The sequence below is a fragment of the Burkholderia sp. JPY481 genome (assembly GCF_038900515.1).
GTDB classification, from domain to species: Bacteria; Pseudomonadota; Gammaproteobacteria; order Burkholderiales; family Burkholderiaceae; genus Paraburkholderia; species Paraburkholderia youngii.
On sequence record NZ_JAYMRT010000009.1, the window covers coordinates 242,932 to 264,302 of the forward strand.

The following is a 21,371-nucleotide window of genomic DNA, read 5'->3' on the forward strand; positions in this document are numbered from 1 at the left end:
TCTGCGCAATCATGCGCCGGCAGTCGGAAGTTGGCACGTCGGCGTGATGAATTCAATGCCTCTCGCATGCAGCGTCCCAGGGCTTGTACCGTTTTTCTTTGCTTCAAACGGAGACAAGTCGATGAATCTTCCCTCGTTCGAAGGGCACCCCACTATCGAGGCGCCCACATGGGTCAAACACCGTAAGCTGATCGACTGGGTCCAGCGCGTCGCAGCGCTGACCAAGCCCGACCAAGTGGTCTGGTGCGACGGCTCGCAGGAAGAATATGACCGCCTGTGCGCGCAGATGGTTGAAGCCGGAACCCTGAAGAAACTCAATCCCGCCAAGCGTCCCAATTCCTATCTCGCCTGGTCCGATCCGTCCGACGTCGCGCGCGTCGAAGATCGCACGTTCATCTGCTCGCAGCGCGCCGAGGACGCCGGCCCCACCAACAACTGGATCGCTCCGGCCGAAATGCGCGCCACGCTCGACGGCCTGTTCGACGGCGCGATGCGCGGCCGCACGATGTACGTGGTGCCGTTTTCGATGGGTCCGCTCGGCTCGCCGATCGCGCACATCGGCGTCGAGTTGAGCGACAGCCCGTACGTCGTGACCAACATGCGCATCATGACGCGCATGGGCCGCAAGGTGTATGACGTGCTCGGCGAGGACGGCCAGTTCGTGCCGTGCGTACATTCGGTCGGCGCACCGCTTGCGGCGGGCGAGCAGGACGTGTCTTGGCCTTGCAACAAGACCAAGTACATCGTGCATTTCCCCGAATCGCGCGAGATCTGGAGCTTTGGCTCGGGTTATGGCGGCAACGCGTTGCTCGGCAAGAAGTGCTTCGCGCTGCGCATCGCATCGACGATGGGCCGCGACGAGGGCTGGCTCGCCGAACACATGCTGATCCTCGGCGTCACGTCGCCCGAAGGGCGCAAGCATCATGTGGCGGCGGCGTTCCCGTCGGCGTGCGGCAAGACCAACTTTGCGATGCTGATCCCGCCGGCCGGCCTGAACGGCTGGAAAATCTCGACGATCGGCGACGATATCGCGTGGATCAAGCCGGGCAAGGACGGCCGCCTGTACGCGATCAATCCGGAAGCCGGCTACTTCGGCGTTGCGCCGGGCACGAGCGAAAAGACCAACTACAACGCGCTCGCCACGTTGAAGGAAAACGTGATCTTCACGAACGTCGCGCTGACCGACGACGACGACGTCTGGTGGGAAGGCATGACGGACGAGCCGCCCGCGCACCTGATCGACTGGCAGGGTAAGGACTGGACGCCGGCCGACGCAAAGGAAACCGGCCGCAAGGCGGCGCATCCGAATGCGCGCTTCACGGCGCCGGCTTCGCAGTGCCCGTCGATCGATACGGACTGGGAAAACCCGGCCGGCGTCGCCATCGACGCGTTCATCTTCGGCGGCCGTCGCTCGACCACCGTGCCGCTCGTGACCGAGGCGCGCAATTGGGTCGAGGGCGTCTACATGGCCGCGACGATGGGCTCCGAAACCACCGCCGCGGCCGCTGGCCAGCAGGGCGTGGTGCGCCGGGATCCGTTCGCGATGCTGCCGTTCTGCGGCTACAACATGAGCGACTATTTCAGCCATTGGCTGAAGACCGGCGAGCGTCTGCAGCAGCTGAGCGCGAAGCTGCCGAAAATCTTCTGCGTCAACTGGTTCCGCAAGGGTCCGGACGGCAAGTTCGTGTGGCCCGGCTTTGGCGAGAACATGCGCGTGCTGAGCTGGATGGTCGGTCGCATCGAAGGCACCGCGCAGGGCGAAGAGCATGCGTTCGGCATTTCGCCGCACTATGGGGACATCGACTGGAGCGGCCTGAACTTCACCCGCGAACAGTTCGAGCAGGTGATTTCCGTGGACGCCGCTGCATGGCGCGATGAGCTCGTGTTGCACACGAAGCTGTTTGACACACTGCAACACGGTCTGCCGCCGGCGCTAAGCGAAGCCAAGCGGGCGCTCGAGGAAAAGCTCACGACTTGACTATGTGAGTGCCCACTCAGCATGAAAAGCCGCCCTTGGGCGGCTTTTTCTTTTGGGCCACGCTAATTGCGATCCTTTCGATTTCCGCAACGCCGGAACGACCGTTGCATCTGTTCGAACAAAAAAGACAGTGCAAGCTGCAGCGCAGCAGATTGTTTTCGGTTTGGGAACAATCGCTGGTCCGGCCCGGTTTTATCGGCTCAGTCGTACCAAAATTGACAATATTTCCTGTTTTGCGGGCAACTTCTGCACGATATTGCGAGTCGTAGGAGAATTCCAAGTTCGCTTCACTGGTTTTCACCAATTGTCAGGAAGCAGTAACAAGGCAGGGAGTTGCTCTATGGATCATTTGCAGTCGATGCGAGTTTTCGTCAAGGTGGCGGATCTCGGCAGTTTTGCCCGCGCCGCGAGCGCGATGGATATTTCCAACGCGGTTGCCACCCGTCATGTTGCCGACCTCGAAGGCCGTCTTGGTACGCGGCTGCTCAATCGCACGACCCGCAGCTTGTCGCTGACCGAATCCGGCCAGGTCTATCTCGAGCGCGCCCGTCAGATTCTCGACGAACTGGAAGACGTCGAACAGATGGTGGTCGCTCGCAATCACGAACCCGTCGGCACGCTGCGCATCGTCGCGCCCGTCGTGTTCGGGCTGCACAACCTCGCGCCCGTGCTGCAAACGTACGCGGAGCGCTATCCGAAAGTCATTCCCGACGTGACGCTGGTCGATCGTCAGGTCGATCTCGTCGAGGAAGGCTTCGATGTCGGCATCGTGATCGCGCGGCAAATGCGCAGCGCGAGCATCGTCACGCGGCGTTTGACCACGGGCTGTATGACCGTCTGCGCGACGCCGGCGTATCTGGAAAAGCATGGCACGCCGACGCGTCCGGAGCATCTGCTCGAACACCCGTGCCTGAGCCTGCCGTCCGAATACTGGGGCGATGAACGCGTGTTCACGGGGCCGGAAGGCGAGGTGCGCGTGCGGCCGTCGAACGTGATCGTCGCGAACAACACTGAAATGCTGCGGCAGTTTGCGTTGCTGGGCATGGGCATCGCGATTCTGCCGAGCTATCTGATCGGTCGCGACATGACGCGTGGCCGGCTCGTGCGTTTGCTCGGCGATTACCGTTTGCCGCAAGTCGAGATCAACATTGCATACCCGAGCCGCCGTCACCTGCCGGCCAAGGTGCGCACGTTCATCGACCATCTGGTCGAGCATTTCAGCCAGACGCCGAACAGCGTGCTCGGCGAACAGTGGATCAAGGACGGTCTGGAGCGCCCGGCGACGTCGGCCGCGTTCGAGACTGCCGAGTCCCGCGCCCCGGAAGCGTTCGATGGCGCGGAACCGCTGTCGCGGCTGCTCGATAGCGAGCTGTCGCCTGCCGTGCCGAAGCCGATGACGAAGTCGTCTAACCGCAGCCGCCCGACGGCCTTGTCGCCGTTGTAAATCGCTGAATGTCCAAGCCCGCAGCGATGCGGGCGGACAATAAAAATAAAAAGGCGCAGTCACCTGAAGTGACTGCGCCTTTTTCTATGGACAGATGCGGATGCGGATGCGGAGCAAACCGCGGGCTATGCACGGATTGTCGACCCCGGCGGCGGAATGAAGCTATCTCCGCTACCCCCGCGAGCCGCCGATCCGAATCCCCGCCTTATTAGCCGATTTTTCGCGCCGCGGTCTTTTTCGCCGGTGCCTTCTTGGCCGCCGCGGTCTTGGCGGCGGGCGCCTTCTTCGCCGCCACCTTCTTTTCCGCCGGCTCGGCCTTCACTGCCACCGCGGTATCGCCTTCGTCCGCTTCCGGCATCGCCTTCGCCGCCGAGCGAGCACCTGAAGTCTTCGCCGCCGCGGTCTTCGCCGCCGCCGGCTCCTTCTTCTCGAATTCGAAGCCGATCTTGCCGTCGTTCTGCTTGACGAGGAACGCCTTGAAGTTGCGGCCGGTACGCGACGACTTGAAGTTCGTCAGCAGATCGGTGCGCCCTTCCTCGAGCAGCTTGGCCATCTGCTCGCGGGCGATTTCCTGCTGCAGGATCACCTTGCCGGAGCGGAAGTCGCACGACTTCGGGCTCGCCACCGAGTTTTCGCAGACGTAGCTCATGCCGTGCTCGAACACGCGGCCCTGACACTTCGGACACGCGCCGACCGGCTGCTGATCGGAGAAGTCGGGCGGTTCGCCGTCTTCGCCGGCAGCGTCCTGGCCAAAGTCGAACTCGAGCTTGTAATTCTTGATCTCGTCGTCGAGCGACAGTTTCAGGATCGCCGAGAACGGCCGCCCCATCTTGCTGCGGAAGCCAGACAGCGGTCCGATCGTCTTGTTCTGCAGCAGTTCCTCGACTTCGGCGATTTCGAACTGACGGCCGCCCGGAATCTTCGAGATCGAGAACTCGCACTTCGAGCACGCGAAGCGCCGGTAGTTTTCCTTCACCTGGCCACCGCAATTCGGGCAAGGCGTCTGCAACGTCGCGTAATCGCCCGGGATCGTATCCGAATCGTATTCCTTCGCGCGTTTGACGATAGTTTGCGTCATGCGCGCGATTTCCTGCATGAACGCGTCGCGCGGCAGGTTGCCACGCTCCATCTGCGACAGCTTGTATTCCCATTCCCCGGTCAGCTCCGGCGCGGTCAGCTCCTTCACGCCGAGGCCTCGCAGCAGCGTCATCAGCTGGAAGGCCTTGGCGGCCGGAATCAGATCGCGGCCTTCGCGGATCAGGTACTTTTCGGTCAACAGACCTTCGATGATTGCCGCGCGCGTCGCCGGCGTGCCAAGCCCCTTGGCAGCCATCGCTTCGCGCAATTCGTCGTCTTCGACGAGCTTGCCCGCGCCTTCCATCGCCGACAGCAGCGTCGCTTCGTTGTAGCGTGCGGGCGGCTTGGTGACCAGTTGCTGCGCGGCGATCTTGTCGGTCTTGACCTTTTCGTCCTTCTGCACCGGCACGAGGTTCGCATCTTCGCCGCTGGTTTCGCGGCCGTAGACCTGCAGCCAGCCCGGCTCGACGAGCACCTTGCCTTCGGTCTTGAAGTGATGGCCGACCACCTCGGTGATGCGCGTCGTCACACGGTATTCGGCGGCCGGGAAGAACACCGCGAGGAAGCGTTTGACGACGAGGTCATAGAGCTTCTGTTCCGGCTCGGACAGATTCTTCGGCGCCTGCAGCGTCGGGATGATGGCGAAGTGGTCGCTGATCTTCGAGTTGTCGAAGATGCGCTTGTTCGGCTTCACCCAGCCCTTGTCGAGCACCTGTTTTGCGAACGGCAGGTAGTTGTTGCTCTCCTTGAGCATGCCGAGCGTCTGCTTGACGGTGTCCAGGTAGTCTTCCGGCAGCGCGCGCGCGTCGGTTCGCGGATAGGTGAGCACCTTGTGCTTTTCGTACAGCGCCTGAGCGAGGCCCAGCGTATTCTTCGCCGAAAAGCCGAAGCGGCCGTTGGCTTCACGCTGCAGGCTGGTCAGGTCGAAGAGGGCAGGCGACAGCTGCGTCGACGGTTTCGACTCCTCGGTCACCACGCCCATTTGGCCACGGCAGGCCGCGACGATCGTCTCTGCCGCGGGCAGCGACCACAGGCGCGAATCGCGCTTTTCCGGATCGAACTCGTCGCGCTTGAATTTCGGGTCGAACCAGCGGCCTTCGTAAAAGCCGGCCGCACAGACGAACTCCGCCTTCACTTCCCAGTAATCGCGCGGCACGAAGCGTCGAATCTTCTCTTCTCGCTCGACGACGATCGACAGCGTCGGCGTCTGCACGCGCCCGACCGTGGTCAGGAAAAAGCCGCCGCCCTTGCTGTTGAACGCGGTCATCGCGCGGGTGCCGTTGATGCCGACGAGCCAGTCCGCTTCCGAGCGGCAGCGCGCCGCGTCGGCGAGCGGCTGCATCTCTTCGTCGCTGCGCAGGCGTGCGAAACCCTCGCGGATCGAGCCGGCCGTCATCGATTGCAGCCACAGCCGTTGCACCGGCTGTTTGGCTTTCGCGTGCTGCGCAATCAGGCGGAAAATCAGCTCGCCCTCGCGCCCCGCGTCGCATGCGTTGATCAGACGGTCGATATCCTTGCGCTTCATCAGCTTGGTCAGCACCTTCAGGCGCGACTCGCTCTTCGCGATCGGATTCAGATCGAAATGTGGAGGAATGACGGGTAGGTTGGCAAAGCTCCACTTGCCGCGCTTGACTTCGTATTCGTCGGGCGCGGCGATTTCCAGCAGATGGCCCACTGCCGACGAAAGAACGTAGTCGTCGCTTTCGTAGTACTCGTCATGCTTGGTAAAGCCGCCCAAAGCGCGCGCGATGTCGTTCGCGACAGAAGGCTTTTCGGCGATGATCAGTGCTTTGGACATGACTCGATGTGAGGTTGGTAGATCCGGGTTGGTGGCCTTGAGCGCCAACATGGCGCGCGACGCTCGCTTGAGACCTCTTTCGACCCAATAACGACCGCTTTATAGCACAAGGCGCGAACCCAACGGGTCAAGTGCGATAAAAGCGCGCAATCATAATTGCGCGTCCGGCGGTTGATCAACTGCGGCAAACGCCGCGTGCGGACAGCGATGCCAGCGGCGATGCTGTCCCAGAAATGGTCGGCGACGGCCCGTGCCGCAAGCCGCGCTTCGCGAGGCTTTCCGTCTGGCCGTGCGGCGCGCGAAGCCGCCTTCAGGCGACCGCCAGCGCCGGCCGCAGCTTCGGCGCACCGGTCACGCCGGGCAGTGCGGTCAGATCCGACAGCATCCGCTCGACGATCGACACCTGTGGCAAAACCGTACCGAAAAACCGTGTCGTCACCGAGTCTTCGATCAGGACGGTCGGGAAATTCTCGACGTCCAGATCGTCGAACCGATCTGCATGAGTTTCGATGTCGATCCATGCGAAACAGACTTCCGGGTGCCGCTCGGCCAGCTGGTTGAAGGCGTCCCGGTACTCGCGACACGTTCCGCACCACTCCGCGCACAGGCATGCAACGAACAGTGTGTCGGGTTCGTTGACGCGCTCGGCGATCCGGTCCTGGTCGGTGTCGAGGTTCAGCGCGGGCATGAAGTGATTTCCTTGTGTGCTTTGTCGGATGCTTTGGCGCGAATGTAGCATGGCCGCTCGCGAAAAGTTGCCAATCCGCGTTGATGCCGGTCAGTCTCGGCTCAGTCATGATGGGCTCGCATGAAGCGGCCGCCGGGCAGCAGCGTGACCTCGCCGGCGAGTTCGAGCCGGAGCAGGGCGGCGTGCAGGGCCGCGTCCTCCATCTCGGTGCGGGCGGCGAGAATTTCAAGCGTGGTCGGTGAATGGCCCAGCGCGGCGAGCAGACGTTGGGAGTCGGGCGCGAGCTCCGGCAGTGGTCCCGGCTTGGACGACCGTGTCTCGGCGAAGGCGGCGCTCGCAGCTTGCAAAGCGGTCCCGCTCGACGAAACGCGCGAACGCGCCCGATCCGGCGGAACGGCCTGCTTCGCCGCGCGTCCCGCGTTGCTCGCCGTCCGTCGGTCAAAACCCAGTTCTTCCAGCACCTCGTCCGGCGTTTCCACGAGCCGCGCCCCCTGCTTGATCATTCGATGACAGCCGCGCGACAACGGCGCGTAAATCGATCCGGGCAACGCGAACACGTCGCGGCCCATCTCGTTGGCAAGGCGCGCGGTAATCAGCGAACCGGAGCGCATAGCTGCCTCGACGATCACGACTCCGCTGACGAGCCCGGCGATCAGCCGGTTGCGCTGCGGGAAGTTGGCGGCGCGCGCCGGCGTGCCGAGCGGCCACTCCGACAGAATCGCGCCCTGCGCCGCGATTTGCCGCGCGAGCGCCTGATGCGCGGCCGGATAGACCAGATCCGCGCCGGTGCCGACCACCGCGACCGTTCCGCCGACACCTTCCAGCCCGCCCCGATGCGCGGCGCCGTCGATGCCGAGCGCGAGTCCCGATACGACCGTCACGCCCGCCGCCGACAGCTCGTGCGCGAACCGCCGCGCATCCTCGATGCCCTGCGGCGTCGCGCTGCGGCTGCCCACCAGCGCGACCGCACGCGTATGGAGCAGGTCGAGCCGGCCCTTTATATATAGCAGCGGCGGCGGATCGGGCATCGTCAGCAGCGCGGGCGGATAAGCGGGGTCGTCGAGCGTGACGATCTGGTTGCCCGGCTGCTCGCGCCATGCGAGCACCGCCTCGAGCTGGCCGTCGAACGCCGGACCCGGCGGCGCCAGCACGGCGCGCGCCGCGGCCTCACCGGCGACCTCGGCGAGCGCATCCGGCGACTGCGCAAACAGCGCTTCCGGCAGCCCGAATGCGGCTAGCAACAGGCGCAACGCCGCGGGTTTGAGGCCCGGTGCAAGCGCCAACCGCAGCCAGGCGGTCAGTTCGATACGGGTTGCGGGCAACGTGTGCATGCGGGTCGCTCCTCTGGCGGGGCCTGCGGGCAGGCGGGCGCCATGCTAAAATTTTCATGATCTGAAATAAAACCGTGCATATAGAACGGCAATGAGCCGCGAATAGCCGCGACGCCGCGCGTGAGCGCGGGTTCGTCGTCGGGCGCGCGAGGCGCGTTGAATCGAACCGGTTCGACACCATCTATCCTCTGCGTATTACGACGGGCTCACAACCTGGCCAAATGGCCAACGCGAGCCTCCAATGGTTAGCGGCGTCTGAAATCACACTCGAAATCATGGCTTTACTGAACATCCTCAATTACCCCGACAAACGGCTGCACAAGGTGGCGAAGCCAGTCGAGGAGGTCAACGACCGTATCCGCCGCCTCGTCGCCGACATGGCCGAAACGATGTACGCGGCGCCCGGCGTCGGCCTCGCCGCCACCCAGGTGGACGTGCACGAACGCGTGATCGTGATCGACGTGTCGGAAACGCACGACGAACTGCTCGCGTTCATCAACCCGGAAATCATCTGGTCGAGCGATGAGAGGAAGTTGTCGGAAGAGGGGTGCCTGTCGGTGCCCGGAATCTACGACAACGTCGAGCGTGCCGAGAAAGTGCGCGTGCGTGCGCTCAACGAGAAGGGCGAAACGTTCGAGCTCGATTGCGAGGGGCTTCTCGCCGTGTGCATCCAGCACGAGATGGATCACCTGATGGGCCGCGTGTTCGTCGAATATCTGTCGCCGCTGAAGCAAACGCGCATCAAGAGCAAGATGAAGAAGCTCGCCCACGCGATGTAACGCGCTTTCAACTTGCCCGCCGCTCATTCATGACTCATTCGTTGCGCGTCATCTTCGCCGGTACGCCGGAATTCGCCGCGGCCGCGCTGGCCGCGATTCATCGCGCCGGGTTTGCCGTGCCGCTCGTCTTGACGCAGCCGGACCGGCCCGCAGGACGCGGCATGAAGCTGCAGGCAAGCCCGGTCAAGCGTTACGCACAGGAACATGGCCTCGCAGTCGCGCAGCCCACATCGCTGCGCCGCGCCGGCAAGTACCCCGAGGAAGCCGCCGCCGGCATCGAGCAACTGCGCGCGACGCCGCACGACGTGATGGTGGTCGCCGCCTACGGGCTGATCCTGCCGCAGGAAGTGCTCGACATTCCGCGCTTCGGCTGCATCAACATTCACGCGTCGCTGCTGCCGCGCTGGCGCGGCGCGGCGCCGATTCATCGCGCGATCGAGGCGGGCGACGCCCAAACCGGCATCACGCTGATGCAGATGGACGCCGGCCTCGATACCGGCGCGATGATCTCCGAAGTCCGCACCCCGATCTCCGCCGACGACACCACCGCCACGCTGCACGACCGCCTCGCTGAGCACGGCGCACAACTGATCGTCGACGCGCTGATCGAGCTCGAGCGCAGCGGCAAGCTGGCCTCGACCCCGCAACCGGCCGACGGCGTGACCTACGCCGAGAAAATCGCCAAGCACGAAGCGGCGCTCGACTGGCGCCGCCCGGCCGAGGCGCTTGCGCGCCAGGTACGCGCGTTCGATCCGTTCCCCGGTGGCGCCGGCACGCTCGACGACGGCAACACCGTCAAGATCTGGGCAGCCAGCGCCGTTGCCTCGCCGGCGTCGGGCAGCAGCAAGGCGCCGGGCACCATCACCGAGGTTTTTGCCGACGGCGTGCTGGTCGCTTGCGGCGAAGGCGCACTGCGTCTGACGCAATTGCAGAAGCCCGGCGGCAAGCGCCTGCCGGTGCGCGAATACCTTGCCGGTTCGCCGCTCGCAGCAGGCCAGCGCTTCGAGCTTCCCGAGGCGCAATAAGCGCGGCGCGCACGCCAGAGCATCGTCGATTCCGCCGGCGTTCCCGGCGCCCGCCGCGAGCCAGCCGCGCGTTAGAATCCTCATGCAGCAGACTAGGTTTTCGAGGGTTCATCACATGTTCGGCATCGTCCATTTCGAGTTTTTCATCGTCGCGGTTTTTCTCCTGAACATCACGCCGGGGCCGGATACCGCTTATATCGTCGGGCGCAGCGTCGCCCAGGGCCGCGGCGCGGGGCTGATGTCGGCGCTCGGCATTTCGGCGGGCTGCTGCATTCACTCGCTGGCCTGCGCGTTCGGGCTGACCGCGCTGCTGGCCGCGTCGGCCACCGCGTTCACCATCGTCAAATTCGTCGGCGCGATCTATCTGATCTATCTGGGTGTGCGCCTGATCTTCACGAAGCCGGCCGCGGGCGCACCCGCCAGCGACGCGCGTGCGCCGTCCACGCCGAAGTCACTGCGGCAGTTGTTCCTGCAAGGCTTCTGGACCAATGTGCTGAACCCGAAGGTCGTGCTGTTCTTCGTGTCGTTCTTCCCGCAGTTCGTTGCAACGGGCAGCGAACACAAGACCTTCGCGTTTTTGACGCTCGGCGCGGTCTTCGTGCTGATGAGCATGGTCTGGAACAGTTTCGTCGCGTGGATTGCGGGCAGTGTCACGCAGCGTTTCTCGGGCAAGCCGACGGTCAAGCGTTGGCTCGATCGCGGCGTCGGCAGCGCGTTCGTGGGCCTCGGCATCAAACTCGCGACCGCCTCGCGATGATTGAATTTTCCCGCATCGCCCATATCTAACATTTCTCTTACAATCTGGCGCCGCAATCGCGCGGCACGGAGATGAAGGCCACGCTCAGGGCAAGGAGTTGCAGACATGTTCAATTGGGTGAAAACCGCGATGTTGATGGCCGCGATTACGGCCCTTTTCATCGTGATCGGCGGGATGATCGGCGGGTCGCGCGGCATGATGCTTGCGCTCGTGATCGCCCTTGGGATGAATTTCTTTTCGTACTGGTTCTCCGACAAGATGGTCCTGCGCATGTACAACGCGCAGGAAGTCGACGAAAACAGTGCGCCGCAGTTCTATCGGATGGTGCGCGATCTCGCCACGCGCGCGAACCTGCCAATGCCGCGCGTCTACCTGATCAACGAAGACGCGCCGAACGCATTCGCCACTGGCCGCAATCCGGAGCACGCGGCGGTCGCGGCGACCACCGGCATTCTGCGCGTGCTGTCCGAGCGCGAAATGCGCGGCGTGATGGCGCACGAACTTTCGCACGTGAAGCACCGCGACATTCTGATCTCGACGATTTCTGCGACCATGGCCGGCGCGATTTCCGCATTGGCGAACTTCGCGATGTTCTTCGGCGGCCGCGACGAAAACGGGCGTCCCGCGAACCCGATCGCGAGCATCGCGGTTGCGCTGCTCGCGCCGATTGCGGGCGCGCTGATCCAGATGGCCATTTCGCGTGCGCGCGAATTCGAAGCCGACCGTGGCGGCGCGCAAATTTCGGGCGACCCGGAGGCCTTGGCGTCGGCGCTCGACAAGATCCATCGCTATGCGAGCGGCATCCCGTTCCCGACGGCCGAGGCGCATCCGGCCACCGCGCAGATGATGATCATGAATCCGCTCTCGGGCGGCGGTATCGCGAACCTGTTCTCGACACACCCTGCGACCGAAGAACGCATCGCGCGTCTGATGGAAATGGCGCGCACCGGGCGCTTCGACTGAGCCGCAGCGTCGTTCGGCGCGTCGAGTCTGAAGTACTGAAGAGCGGGCCCGCGAGGCTCGCTTTTTTTTCGCACCGTTCGTCGCCACCGCGCGACAGCGTCTGCCGCCGCCCCCGCACGGCGGCGCCCCACCGGCGCCACGCTACAATGTGCGCTGATTGCGCCGCGCGCACCGTGCGGCTGGCCCTTGCTCCCTTCATGACTTCAAAGCCTTCTTCGCGTTCTGCTTCCTCGTCGGCGCGCTCGCGCGAATCCCGTTTGTCGGCGCTGCATCTGTCGCCCGAATCGCTCGGGTTCGCGCTCGACTGCGCGGCTCAGGCCGTCGGCGCCGTGCGTCTCGGCGCGGCCTTGCCCGCGGCGCTGCAGAGCGTGCTCGTGTCGATGCCCGAGGGCAACGCCGCGGCGGCGCGCGGCGCGGTGCAGGACATCGCCTATCGCACGATGCGCCGTCTCGCGACCGCCGAGTGGCTGATTGCGAAGCTCGTGAAGAAAGCGCCGCCGCCGCACGTCGCGCATGTGCTGGCGTGCGCGTTCGCACTGCTCGTCGACGACGAAGCGAGCGCCGCTTACACGCCGTTTACGGTCGTCGATCAGGCGGTCAGGGCGATTGCCGCACGCCGCGAGTTCGGGTTCGCGAAGGGGCTCGTCAATGCGGTGCTGCGTAACTTCCTGCGCGAGCGCGACATGTTGCTCGCCGCCGTGCAAGCCGACGAAGCCGCGCGCTGGAACTATCCGGCGTGGTGGATCGACGCGGTGAAGCGCGCATGGCCGGAGGCATGGCAATCGGTGCTGGCCGTCGGCAACACGCAAGGTCCGCTGACGTTGCGCGTGAACGCACGCCATTCGACGGTCGACGCCTATCTGCAAGAGCTGCAACGCCAGCAGATCGCCGCGAGCAAGACGGGCGAGCACGCGGTCACCCTCGCCACGGCGATACCGGTCGAGCGCATTCCGGGCTTCAGCGAAGGGGTCGTGTCTGTACAGGACGCAGGCGCGCAACTCGCCGCGCAACTGCTCGGCGTGCGTGACGGCATGCGCGTGCTCGACGCATGCGCGGCCCCTGGCGGCAAGACCGGCCATCTGCTCGAACTCGCCAACATTCAACTCGTTGCGCTCGAAAGCGATGCGTCGCGCGCGCGCCGCATCGGCGAAAACCTGCGGCGTCTGAAGCTCGAAGCGGAAGTGCGCATCGGCGACGCGGGCAACCCCGTGCAGTGGCACGACGATCTTGATCAGCCGTTCGACCGCATTCTCGCCGACGTGCCGTGCTCTGCGTCGGGCATCGTGCGGCGTCATCCGGATATCCGCTGGTTGCGTCGCCAGTCGGATATCGCCGCGCTCGTCGCCGAACAGCGCCGCATTCTCGACGCGCTGTGGCCGCTCGTGAAACCCGGCGGTGAGCTGCTTTACGTTACCTGTTCGATCTTCCCCGAAGAAGGCGAGTTGCAGGCTCAGTGGTTTGGAAACCAGCATCAGGATGCGGTACGATTGGACGCGCCGGGGCAGCTTTTACCCTCAGTTGCCCGCGCGCCCGCCGACTCATCGGCCGGTTCTCATGCTGGACGACCCGCTGATTTCAGCGCCGGCACGAACTCAGACCACGACGGATTTTTCTACGCGCGCTTTCAGAAACGGTGACCATAAAACGCTTCTTCCCGCTTCGGCTCGCTGCCGTGCTCTGGATCGCGCTGGCCGTCTGGCTTGCAGCGCCGGGCGCGGCGCACGCTGACTCGATCGCGGTGCAGCGGGCGTCGCTGCAGGCCGACAACGGCGGCTGGAGTCTCGATGCGCATTTCGAATTCGAGCTGAACAGCAATCTCGAAGACGCGGTCAACAAAGGCATTCCGCTTTATTTCACGACCGATTTCGAACTGAGCCGGCCCCGCTGGTACTGGTTCGACGAGCAGCCAGTCAGCGTATCGCAAAGCTTGCGGCTGTCGTTCCAGCCGCTCACGCGCGAATATCGCGTGTCGAGCGTGCAATCGGGCGGCTTGCAGCTCGGCTTTTCCACGCTGAAGGACGCGCTCGCGGTGATCAAGCACGTGACCTCGTGGCACGTGATTGACCGCAATGAGGTGCGTGTCGGCGAAACCTATAACGCGTCGGTGCGCATGCAACTCGATATCGGGCTGATGCCCAAGCCATTCCAGATCGACGCGGTGAACAACCGCGACTGGAACCTCGCCTCTGATTGGAAGCGCTTCACTTTCACGGCGGCAGATCGTGCTAAATAAAGTGCGCTCATCTTCCACCAGTGTCAGCAGCATCGTCGTGCGCGTGCTGGTGTCGACGGTCGCGGTCACGGCCGTGCTGCTGCTCGTATTGCTGGCCGCCGCGAGCGCGAACACCGAATTCTTCGACCGCTATTACCAGTGGCTGTACGCGGCCAACGTCGCGGTCGCGATGATCTTTCTGCTGGTGGTGGCGACGCTCGTCGTCATCATCGTCGTGCGATTACGCACGGGCAAATTCGGTACACGGCTGCTCGCGAAGCTTGCGTTCTTCATGGCGCTGGTCGGCGTGGTGCCGGGCGGCATCATCTACATCGTGTCGTATCAGTTCGTGTCGCGCAGCATCGAGTCATGGTTCGACGTGAACGTCGAAACCGCGCTAGCGTCCGGCCTCAATCTCGGGCGCGGCATGCTCGACGCGTCGCTGTCCGATTTGCAGACGAAGGCGCGTCTGATGTCCGAGCAGATCGCGAGCGCGGATGCGGCCGGCACCACGCTGACGTTGCTGCGTCTGCGCGACCAGTTCGGCGTGCAGGACGCGACGATCGTCGAGCCGACCCGCAGCATGTCGGGCGCGACGCCGGACATGCACGTGGTCGCGCAGGCGTCCAGCAATTACGCGATGCTGCTGCCGAACGATCTGCCGACACCGCTGATGATCGAGCAGGCGCGCGGCCACGGCTATGCGGCGATCGAAGGCGAGGTGGACGGCGACGCGCATGCGCAGGGCGGCAAGGGCGCGCTGCGTCTGCGCGTGGTGCAGCGTATTCCCGATGCGAACGCATCGCTATTGCAGCCCGCCGAACGCTTCCTGCAACTGACGCAGCCAGTTTCGACGACACTCGCGCGCAACGCCGACGCGGTGCAGCGCGCGTATCGCGAGTATCAGGAGAAGGCGCTCGGCCGTACGGGCCTGCGCAAGATGTACATCGGCACGCTGACGCTGTCGCTGTTTCTCGCGACCTTCATCGCGATGATGCTCGCGCTCGCGCTCGGCAATCAGCTCGCGCGGCCGCTGTTCCTGCTCGCGCAGGGCACGAAGGAAATCACCGAGGGCGACTACACGCCGAAGCGCGAGATCAAGTCGCGCGACGAACTGGGCTTCCTCACGCAGTCGTTCAACGCAATGACGCGGCAGTTGGCGGAAGCGCGCGGGGCGGTCGAGAAAAATCGTATCGCGCTCGAGCATTCGAAGGCGTATCTGGAGAGCATCCTCGCGAACCTGACCGCGGGCGTGTTCGTGTTCGACCGACAGTTCCGGCTGACCACTGCGAATCGCGGCGCCGAGCGGATTTTCCGTCAGCCGTTCCAGACGGTGCTCGGATCGTCGCTCGATCAGATCGGCGTGCTCGGCGAATTCGGCGCGATGGTGCGCAAGGCATTCGCCGATCGCGAAGCGGCGAGCGAAGACGGCCATGACGATAACGGCCATTGGCAGCAGCAGTTCTCGGTGCCTGTACCCGGCGAGACCGAGCCGCTCACGTTGCTCGTGCGGGGCGCGCGCCTCGTCGCGGCGAACGAGCGCGATGCCGAAGACATCCAGACCTCTGGCTACGTGGTCGTATTCGACGACATCTCCGACGTGATCTCCGCGCAGCGTTCGATTGCATGGGGCGAAGTCGCACGGCGCCTTGCGCACGAGATCAAGAATCCGCTCACGCCGATTCAATTGTCGGCCGAGCGTTTGCAGATGAAGCTCGCCGACAAGCTCGCGCCGTCGGATGCGGACGTGCTGAAGCGCGGTGCGACGACGATCGTCAATCAGGTCGCCGCGATGAAGCAGATGGTCGACGATTTCCGCGACTACGCGCGCACACCGCCCGCGGTGCTCGCGCATCTGCAATTGAACGATCTGGTCAGCGAGGTGCTCACGCTGTACGGTATCGAGGAAGGCAAGGGCGCGATCCAGATTGAGCTCGCGGCCCTGCCCGCGATACGCGGCGACGCGACGCAATTGCGTCAGGTGATCCACAACCTGCTGCAGAACGCGCAGGACGCGGTCGCCGAAGTCGCGCATCCGCGTGTTTTGCTCGAGACGAGGACAGTAGAATACGGAGACCCCGACGTGCAAGGCAAGGCGCGCGTCGCGGTGCGTCTGACCGTGTCGGATAACGGACCGGGCTTTCCCGCGCGTATCCTCACGCGCGCGTTCGAGCCGTACGTGACGACCAAGGCCAAAGGTACGGGTCTGGGACTTGCGATGGTCAAGAAGATCGTCGACGAACATGGCGCGCGCATCGACATTCGCAATCGCATGAAGGCTGGCGACGTGATCGAAGGCGCGCAGATTTCGATTCTCTTCCTTCAACTGGCGGACGACCCCGCGCAGCCGGGTGCACCTGGTTCGGGTGCGCATCCGGCGCATGGTGGAGCGTCGCAGGGAACGACAAAAGCAACAGTGCAGACAAGGGCAGCGTAAATGGCAACCATCCTGGTGGTAGATGATGAAATGGGCATCCGGGAACTGCTCTCGGAGATCCTCAGCGACGAAGGACACGTCGTGGAGGCCGCTGAAAACGCGCAGGAAGCGCGCGAGTTCCGGCTGCGTCAGGCGCCGGACCTCGTGCTGCTCGACATCTGGATGCCGGACACCGACGGCGTGACGCTGCTCAAGGAATGGGCCGCGCAAGGTCAATTGACGATGCCCGTCATCATGATGTCCGGTCACGCGACGATCGACACCGCGGTCGAGGCCACCAAGATCGGCGCGCTCAACTTCCTCGAAAAGCCGATCGCGTTGCAGAAGCTGCTGAAGGCGGTCGAGCAAGGACTCGCGCGCGGCAACTCGGCGGCCGTGCCAGGCGGTGTGGCCGCGAAGCCGGCGTTGCCCGTCAGCGCATCGTCGGTCGCGTCGGCGGCCGCGTTGCCGATGCTGTCGGCCGATGGCGTCGGCGGCGGCGCGCTCGCCGCGCAAACCGCGTCGATCTCGTTCGACATTCCGCTGCGCGATGCGCGCGACGCGTTCGAGCGCGCGTACTTCGAATATCACCTCGCGCGCGAGAACGGCAGCATGACGCGCGTCGCGGAGAAGACCGGTCTGGAGCGCACGCATCTTTATCGCAAGCTGAAGCAACTCGGCGTCGATCTCGGCAAGAACAAGGGCGAGTGAGCGCCACCTGTTGCATGCGAACGCGGCTAGGCAAAATTTTTTATGAAAGGGCTTGCTGAACTGCGGATCGCTTGATATAGTTTCGTTCTTCGTTGGCCCGGTAGCTCAGTTGGTAGAGCAGCGGATTGAAAATCCGCGTGTCGGTGGTTCGATTCCGCCCCAGGCCACCAGGATTCAGCCCCAGGAAATCGCAAGATTCCTGGGGCTTTTCCGTTTGGCGGACAAGTCGTCACTTTGGCTCGCCATGCAGTTGGAACCGCGCGCGTAGGACAGCAGGCGTCGGTGACATTCGGTGCCGCGTGATAAAATCGCGCCAGTTCAAAGACTTGCCTGCAGGCGTCGCACGCGGTCGTACACCGCGCGAATGCGGTGCCGAGCGTATCGCACCGAAGCACCCAACCCTTCGCCCGACGATCGGCGGTATAAGCGCCCAGCCACGTTCACGCGCAACGCGCGACCTATACTGCTTTGGGCCGGCACAATGCCGGCACACGTCGCGCCGCGTTGCTCGCATAGCGCACCTCGCGCAGCGCGACGTGGCACTCTCATTCACGGAGTATCACGGTGATCCGCAAAGACGCTAAGCGTAGCGCGCTCGTGCTGTTTTCCGGCGGCCAGGATTCCGCCACGTGTCTCGCGTGGGCGCTCGATCGTTACGACACGGTCGAAACGATCGGCTTCGATTATGGTCAGCGTCATCGCGTCGAGCTTGAATGCCGCGAGGGGTTCCGCCAGGCTGTCGTGCGTGCGTTTCCTGCATGGGCCGATCGTCTCGGCGACGATCACACGATCGACCTGTCGCTGCTCGGCGCGATCAGCGACACCGCGATGACGCGCGAGATCGAAATCGAAGCCACGGCCAATGGGTTGCCGAACACGTTCGTGCCGGGCCGCAATCTGATGTTCATGACGATTGCCGGGGCCATCGCATATCGGCGCGGTTTGCAGGTGCTGGTCGGCGGGATGTGCGAGACGGACTTCTCGGGCTACCCCGATTGCCGCGACGACACGATGAAGGCGCTGCAGGTCGCGCTGAATCTCGGCATGGACACGCGCTTCGCGCTTGAGACACCGCTGATGTGGCTCGACAAGGCCGACACATGGCGTCTCGCACACGAGCTCGGCGGCGACGCACTGGTCGAACTGGTGCGCGTCGAAACGCACACGTGCTACCTCGGCGAACGCGCCGAGCTGCATTCATGGGGCTTCGGCTGCGGCGAATGCCCGGCATGCCGGTTGCGCAAACGTGGCTATGAGGCTTACCTCGCCGGTGAAAAAGTCACCGAGCCAGTGTGACGGTTCGCGCAAGAGCGCGCATCATTGATTCAGGAACACAGGACAGATAGCAGCATGACGTACGCGGTCAAGGAAATCTTCTACACGTTGCAGGGCGAGGGCGCGAATGCCGGGCGGCCGGCCGTGTTCTGCCGTTTCGCGGGCTGCAATCTGTGGTCGGGCCGCGAAGAGGATCGCGCGGAAGCGGTCTGCCGTTTCTGCGACACCGATTTCGTCGGCACCGACGGCGAGAACGGCGGCAAGTACCGCACACCTGACGAACTCGTCGCGATGATCGCGTCGCAATGGCCGCAAGGCGAGGGCGAACGCTTCGTCGTATGCACCGGTGGCGAGCCGATGCTGCAGATCGATCAGCCGCTCGTCGACGCGCTGCACGCGGCCGGCTTCGAGATCGCGATCGAGACCAACGGCTCGTTGCCGGTGCTCGACACGATCGACTGGATCTGCGTGAGCCCGAAGGCCGACGCGCCGCTCGTCGTGACCAAGGGCAACGAACTGAAGGTCGTGATCCCTCAGGACAACCAGCGCCTCGCCGACTACGCGAAGCTCGACTTCGAGTATTTCCTCGTCCAGCCGATGGACGGTCCTTCGCGCGATATCAACACGAAGCTCGCGATCGACTGGTGCAAGCGTCATCCGCAGTGGCGCCTGTCGATGCAGACTCACAAGTATCTGAACATTCCCTGATTTGCCGTGCTGACGATTACCCGAAAACTCGAATTCGACGCGGGCCACCGCATCCCCGATCACCGCAGCCAGTGCCGTAATCTGCACGGCCATCGCTATGTGCTCGAAATCACGCTGCAAGGCGATCTGGTCGACACCGAAGGCGCGCCCGACCGCGGCATGGTGATGGACTTCGCCGACGTGAAGTCGCTCGCAACCGAACACCTGGTCGACAAGTGGGACCACGCGTTTCTCGTCTACGAAGGCGACACGCAGGTGCGTGACTTTCTCGACAGCATGGCGGGTCACAAGACGGTCGTGATCGATCGCATTCCCACGGTCGAAAACCTCGCCGCGATTGCGTTCGATATTCTCGCGAACGTCTACGACGCGCACTACGGCGTGAATCTGCGCCTGCATAAAGTGCGTCTGTACGAGACGCCGAACTGCTGGGCCGACGTGGTCCGCGACTAGCTTCCAGCCCGAAGCCACACCCCGGCGCGCGAGCGAACTCTCGCGTTATTGTCACGGTATGATCGTTCCGACCAACACACGGAGCGAGACATGCCGGTCACCGCATCGCGTCGCAGCAGGCATCGAGGCCGTCAGCGCCCCGGTGCCTGCCTGATTCGCTATCTGGCCCCGCTTCGCATTGCAACCCTGCGCGAGGCCAGCCGATGAGCACCTTCACCAACTCCCTCAAACAACGTCTGAAGGACGACGCGCCGCTATTCGGGCTGTGGTTGTCGCTCGGCAGCGAAGCCGGCGCCGAAGCGCTCGCGCACGCCGGCTTCGACTGGCTGCTGATCGACATGGAGCACGCGCCGAACGATAGCGGTGGCGTCGAGTCGCAACTGCGCGCGATCGCCGCCGCCCATCTGCCGAGCGAGCCGGTGGTGCGCGTGCCAGCGAGCGAGCCGTGGCTCGTCAAGCGCGTACTCGACGCCGGCGCGCGCACGCTGATGTTCCCGAACATCGAATCCGCTGAAGACGCGGCACGCGCCGTGCGGCTCACCCAATATCCGACCGCCGAGGCCCTCGACGGACTGCGCGGTGTCGCGGGCGTCGTGCGTGCGGCCGGCTACGGCATGCGACGCGACTACGTGCAGACGGCCAACGCACAGATCGCGACGATTGTGCAGATCGAATCGGCGCGCGGCTTGCGGGAGGTCGAGCAGATCGCGGCGACGCCGGGCGTCGACTGCGTGTTCGTCGGGCCGGCCGATCTCGCCGCGAGCCTCGGTCATCTGGGCGACGCGAAGCACGCGGACGTGCAGGCAGCGATGGCGCGTATCGTCAGCGCGGCGGACAAGGCCGGTATTGCCGCCGGCATCTTCGCGATGGACGTGGCCAGCGCGCGGCAGCATCGCGACGCGGGCTTTCGCTTCGTGGCGCTGGCCGCCGACGTGATCTGGATGTTGCGCGCGACGCGTCAGGCATTGCAGGAGGTGAGGTCATGAACGGCAGAGTGCAGGGGGGCGCCGGGCCGAGGATTGCGCGGGTGACCGCGCAAGTGACCATTACGGCGGCGGCGCTGCTTGCGAGTACCGCATGGAGCGCCGCGCACGCACAGGATCACGTCGCAAGAGCGAACGATCCGCAGACGCAATCCGCAGTGGCCGATTACAACGCCGGCAACCTCGCCGCTGCGCTGACCGAATTCCGCGAGGCCGCCGAGCGCGGCAGCCGGCTCGCCCAATTCAACTACGCGATGATGCTGCTCAACGGCGAAGGCACGCCGGTCAACGTCGACGAAGGCAAGAAGTGGCTGCGCAAGGCCGCCGACGCGAACATGTCGCACGCGCAATATGTGTACGGCAAGATGTACGACGATGGCGAGTTCGTCGAGCGCGACCCCGTGGAGGCGCATCGCTGGTTCATGAAGGCGGCTGCGCAGGGTCATGTGCAGGCGGAGCTCGCGCTCGCGAACCAGTTCCTCGACGGACGCGGTACCGAGCGCGACAACAAGCAGGCGTTCGTCTGGTACAAGAAGGCGGCGCAGGGCGGCGACATGACCGCGCAGTATGTGACTGGCTCGTTCTACGAGCGCGGCGGCGATGGTGTCGACCGGAATCTGAATGTGGCACGCGCGTATTACGCGGCCGCGGCGGCGCAGGGCGATCCGGCCGCGCGCCTGAAGTATCAGCAGTTGAGCGCGCAGTTGCGCGATCAGAAGGAAGTGAAGCCGCAGTAATGAGGTAGCAATAAAGCAAAAGGGCGCTCGCAACGA

Annotated in this window: 19 protein-coding genes and 1 tRNA gene; 16 read left to right on the plus strand and 4 right to left on the minus strand. The window is 64.2% G+C overall.

Annotated features, from left to right (window positions below):
- Nucleotides 1-121: 121 nt before the first annotated feature.
- Complete coding sequence (locus tag VSR82_RS22445; RefSeq protein WP_429461556.1) at nucleotides 122-1,978, plus strand: phosphoenolpyruvate carboxykinase (GTP); 1,857 nt, start codon at nucleotides 122-124, stop codon at nucleotides 1,976-1,978.
- Nucleotides 1,979-1,994: 16 nt separating this feature from the next.
- Here the strand turns inward: VSR82_RS22445 and VSR82_RS22450 are convergent, their stop codons facing one another.
- On the minus strand, nucleotides 1,995-2,279 hold the full coding sequence (locus VSR82_RS22450; RefSeq protein ID WP_429461558.1) for a hypothetical protein: 285 nt from the start codon (nucleotides 2,277-2,279) through the stop codon (nucleotides 1,995-1,997).
- A 39-nt stretch (nucleotides 2,280-2,318) separates the two neighbouring features.
- On the opposite strand from VSR82_RS22450, the gene VSR82_RS22455 reads away from it, so the two are divergent.
- The gene (locus tag VSR82_RS22455) at nucleotides 2,319-3,422 is read left to right on the plus strand and encodes a LysR family transcriptional regulator (RefSeq protein WP_368587355.1); all 1,104 of its coding nucleotides are present in this window, start codon (nucleotides 2,319-2,321) and stop codon (nucleotides 3,420-3,422) included.
- Nucleotides 3,423-3,630: 208 nt separating this feature from the next.
- Here the strand turns inward: VSR82_RS22455 and VSR82_RS22460 are convergent, their stop codons facing one another.
- The 3 genes from VSR82_RS22460 to dprA form a co-directional block, all read right to left on the minus strand.
- On the minus strand, nucleotides 3,631-6,297 hold the full coding sequence (locus tag VSR82_RS22460) for a DNA topoisomerase III (RefSeq protein ID WP_368587356.1): 2,667 nt from the start codon (nucleotides 6,295-6,297) through the stop codon (nucleotides 3,631-3,633).
- Nucleotides 6,298-6,607: 310 nt separating this feature from the next.
- Entirely contained in the window at nucleotides 6,608-6,985 is a 378-nt protein-coding gene (locus tag VSR82_RS22465) for a thioredoxin family protein (RefSeq protein WP_013088044.1), read from the minus strand.
- A 101-nt stretch (nucleotides 6,986-7,086) separates the two neighbouring features.
- Nucleotides 7,087-8,316: a DNA-processing protein DprA gene (gene dprA / locus VSR82_RS22470; RefSeq protein WP_429461561.1), complete on the minus strand. Its 1,230-nt coding sequence runs from the start codon at nucleotides 8,314-8,316 to the stop codon at nucleotides 7,087-7,089.
- A gap of 275 nt (nucleotides 8,317-8,591) precedes the next feature.
- Between dprA and def the strand changes: the two genes are divergently transcribed.
- The 14 genes from def (at nucleotide 8,592) to VSR82_RS22540 (ending at nucleotide 21,335) form a co-directional block, all read left to right on the plus strand.
- Nucleotides 8,592-9,095 carry a peptide deformylase gene (def, locus tag VSR82_RS22475; protein ID WP_176122366.1) on the plus strand — a complete coding sequence of 168 codons (504 nt, stop codon included), beginning with the start codon at nucleotides 8,592-8,594 and terminating at the stop codon, nucleotides 9,093-9,095.
- Nucleotides 9,096-9,124: 29 nt separating this feature from the next.
- Entirely contained in the window at nucleotides 9,125-10,120 is a 996-nt protein-coding gene (gene fmt / locus VSR82_RS22480) for a methionyl-tRNA formyltransferase (RefSeq protein WP_498858084.1), read from the plus strand.
- Between the two features lie 115 nt (nucleotides 10,121-10,235).
- Nucleotides 10,236-10,877, plus strand: a complete 642-nt coding sequence (locus VSR82_RS22485; protein ID WP_410850694.1) for a LysE family translocator — start codon at nucleotides 10,236-10,238, stop codon at nucleotides 10,875-10,877.
- A gap of 105 nt (nucleotides 10,878-10,982) precedes the next feature.
- The gene (gene htpX / locus VSR82_RS22490) at nucleotides 10,983-11,840 is read left to right on the plus strand and encodes a zinc metalloprotease HtpX (RefSeq protein ID WP_429461565.1); all 858 of its coding nucleotides are present in this window, start codon (nucleotides 10,983-10,985) and stop codon (nucleotides 11,838-11,840) included.
- Nucleotides 11,841-12,037: 197 nt separating this feature from the next.
- On the plus strand, nucleotides 12,038-13,477 hold the full coding sequence (gene rsmB / locus VSR82_RS22495) for a 16S rRNA (cytosine(967)-C(5))-methyltransferase RsmB (protein WP_498858085.1): 1,440 nt from the start codon (nucleotides 12,038-12,040) through the stop codon (nucleotides 13,475-13,477).
- Entirely contained in the window at nucleotides 13,474-14,073 is a 600-nt protein-coding gene (locus VSR82_RS22500) for a DUF4390 domain-containing protein (RefSeq protein WP_176109835.1), read from the plus strand. The genes rsmB and VSR82_RS22500 overlap by 4 nt, the downstream gene beginning before the upstream one ends.
- On the plus strand, nucleotides 14,063-16,489 hold the full coding sequence (locus VSR82_RS22505; RefSeq protein ID WP_410850696.1) for a sensor histidine kinase: 2,427 nt from the start codon (nucleotides 14,063-14,065) through the stop codon (nucleotides 16,487-16,489). The genes VSR82_RS22500 and VSR82_RS22505 overlap by 11 nt, the downstream gene beginning before the upstream one ends.
- Nucleotides 16,490-17,179: a response regulator transcription factor EsaR gene (gene esaR, locus VSR82_RS22510; protein WP_176109833.1), complete on the plus strand. Its 690-nt coding sequence runs from the start codon at nucleotides 16,490-16,492 to the stop codon at nucleotides 17,177-17,179.
- A 94-nt stretch (nucleotides 17,180-17,273) separates the two neighbouring features.
- Nucleotides 17,274-17,349, plus strand: a tRNA-Phe gene (locus VSR82_RS22515).
- Nucleotides 17,350-17,743: 394 nt separating this feature from the next.
- Nucleotides 17,744-18,475: a 7-cyano-7-deazaguanine synthase QueC gene (queC, locus tag VSR82_RS22520; protein WP_498858086.1), complete on the plus strand. Its 732-nt coding sequence runs from the start codon at nucleotides 17,744-17,746 to the stop codon at nucleotides 18,473-18,475.
- A gap of 54 nt (nucleotides 18,476-18,529) precedes the next feature.
- Nucleotides 18,530-19,162 carry a 7-carboxy-7-deazaguanine synthase gene (gene queE / locus VSR82_RS22525; protein ID WP_013088055.1) on the plus strand — a complete coding sequence of 211 codons (633 nt, stop codon included), beginning with the start codon at nucleotides 18,530-18,532 and terminating at the stop codon, nucleotides 19,160-19,162.
- A 6-nt stretch (nucleotides 19,163-19,168) separates the two neighbouring features.
- A complete protein-coding gene (gene queD, locus VSR82_RS22530) occupies nucleotides 19,169-19,615 on the plus strand; it encodes a 6-carboxytetrahydropterin synthase QueD (protein ID WP_429461573.1) in 447 nt (148 codons plus the stop codon).
- Nucleotides 19,616-19,818: 203 nt separating this feature from the next.
- Nucleotides 19,819-20,601 carry an HpcH/HpaI aldolase family protein gene (locus VSR82_RS22535; RefSeq protein ID WP_429461575.1) on the plus strand — a complete coding sequence of 261 codons (783 nt, stop codon included), beginning with the start codon at nucleotides 19,819-19,821 and terminating at the stop codon, nucleotides 20,599-20,601.
- The gene (locus VSR82_RS22540; protein WP_429461577.1) at nucleotides 20,598-21,335 is read left to right on the plus strand and encodes a tetratricopeptide repeat protein; all 738 of its coding nucleotides are present in this window, start codon (nucleotides 20,598-20,600) and stop codon (nucleotides 21,333-21,335) included. Before VSR82_RS22535 ends, VSR82_RS22540 begins: the two co-directional genes overlap by 4 nt.
- Nucleotides 21,336-21,371: the final 36 nt, after the last annotated feature.

Bases quoted from the DNA above. Each gene is read 5' to 3' on its own strand.
- VSR82_RS22445 (WP_429461556.1), top strand. From the start codon at position 122: ATGAATCTTCCCTCGTTCGAAGGGCACCCCACTATCGAGGCGCCCACA.
- VSR82_RS22455 (WP_368587355.1), top strand. From the start codon at position 2,319: ATGGATCATTTGCAGTCGATGCGAGTTTTCGTCAAGGTGGCGGATCTC.
- VSR82_RS22460 (WP_368587356.1), bottom strand. From the start codon at position 6,297: ATGTCCAAAGCACTGATCATCGCCGAAAAGCCTTCTGTCGCGAACGAC.
- VSR82_RS22465 (WP_013088044.1), bottom strand. From the start codon at position 6,985: ATGCCCGCGCTGAACCTCGACACCGACCAGGACCGGATCGCCGAGCGC.
- dprA (WP_429461561.1), bottom strand. From the start codon at position 8,316: ATGCACACGTTGCCCGCAACCCGTATCGAACTGACCGCCTGGCTGCGG.
- def (WP_176122366.1), top strand. From the start codon at position 8,592: ATGGCTTTACTGAACATCCTCAATTACCCCGACAAACGGCTGCACAAG.
- fmt (WP_498858084.1), top strand. From the start codon at position 9,125: ATGACTCATTCGTTGCGCGTCATCTTCGCCGGTACGCCGGAATTCGCC.
- VSR82_RS22485 (WP_410850694.1), top strand. From the start codon at position 10,236: ATGTTCGGCATCGTCCATTTCGAGTTTTTCATCGTCGCGGTTTTTCTC.
- htpX (WP_429461565.1), top strand. From the start codon at position 10,983: ATGTTCAATTGGGTGAAAACCGCGATGTTGATGGCCGCGATTACGGCC.
- rsmB (WP_498858085.1), top strand. From the start codon at position 12,038: ATGACTTCAAAGCCTTCTTCGCGTTCTGCTTCCTCGTCGGCGCGCTCG.
- esaR (WP_176109833.1), top strand. From the start codon at position 16,490: ATGGCAACCATCCTGGTGGTAGATGATGAAATGGGCATCCGGGAACTG.
- queE (WP_013088055.1), top strand. From the start codon at position 18,530: ATGACGTACGCGGTCAAGGAAATCTTCTACACGTTGCAGGGCGAGGGC.
- VSR82_RS22535 (WP_429461575.1), top strand. From the start codon at position 19,819: ATGAGCACCTTCACCAACTCCCTCAAACAACGTCTGAAGGACGACGCG.
- VSR82_RS22540 (WP_429461577.1), top strand. From the start codon at position 20,598: ATGAACGGCAGAGTGCAGGGGGGCGCCGGGCCGAGGATTGCGCGGGTG.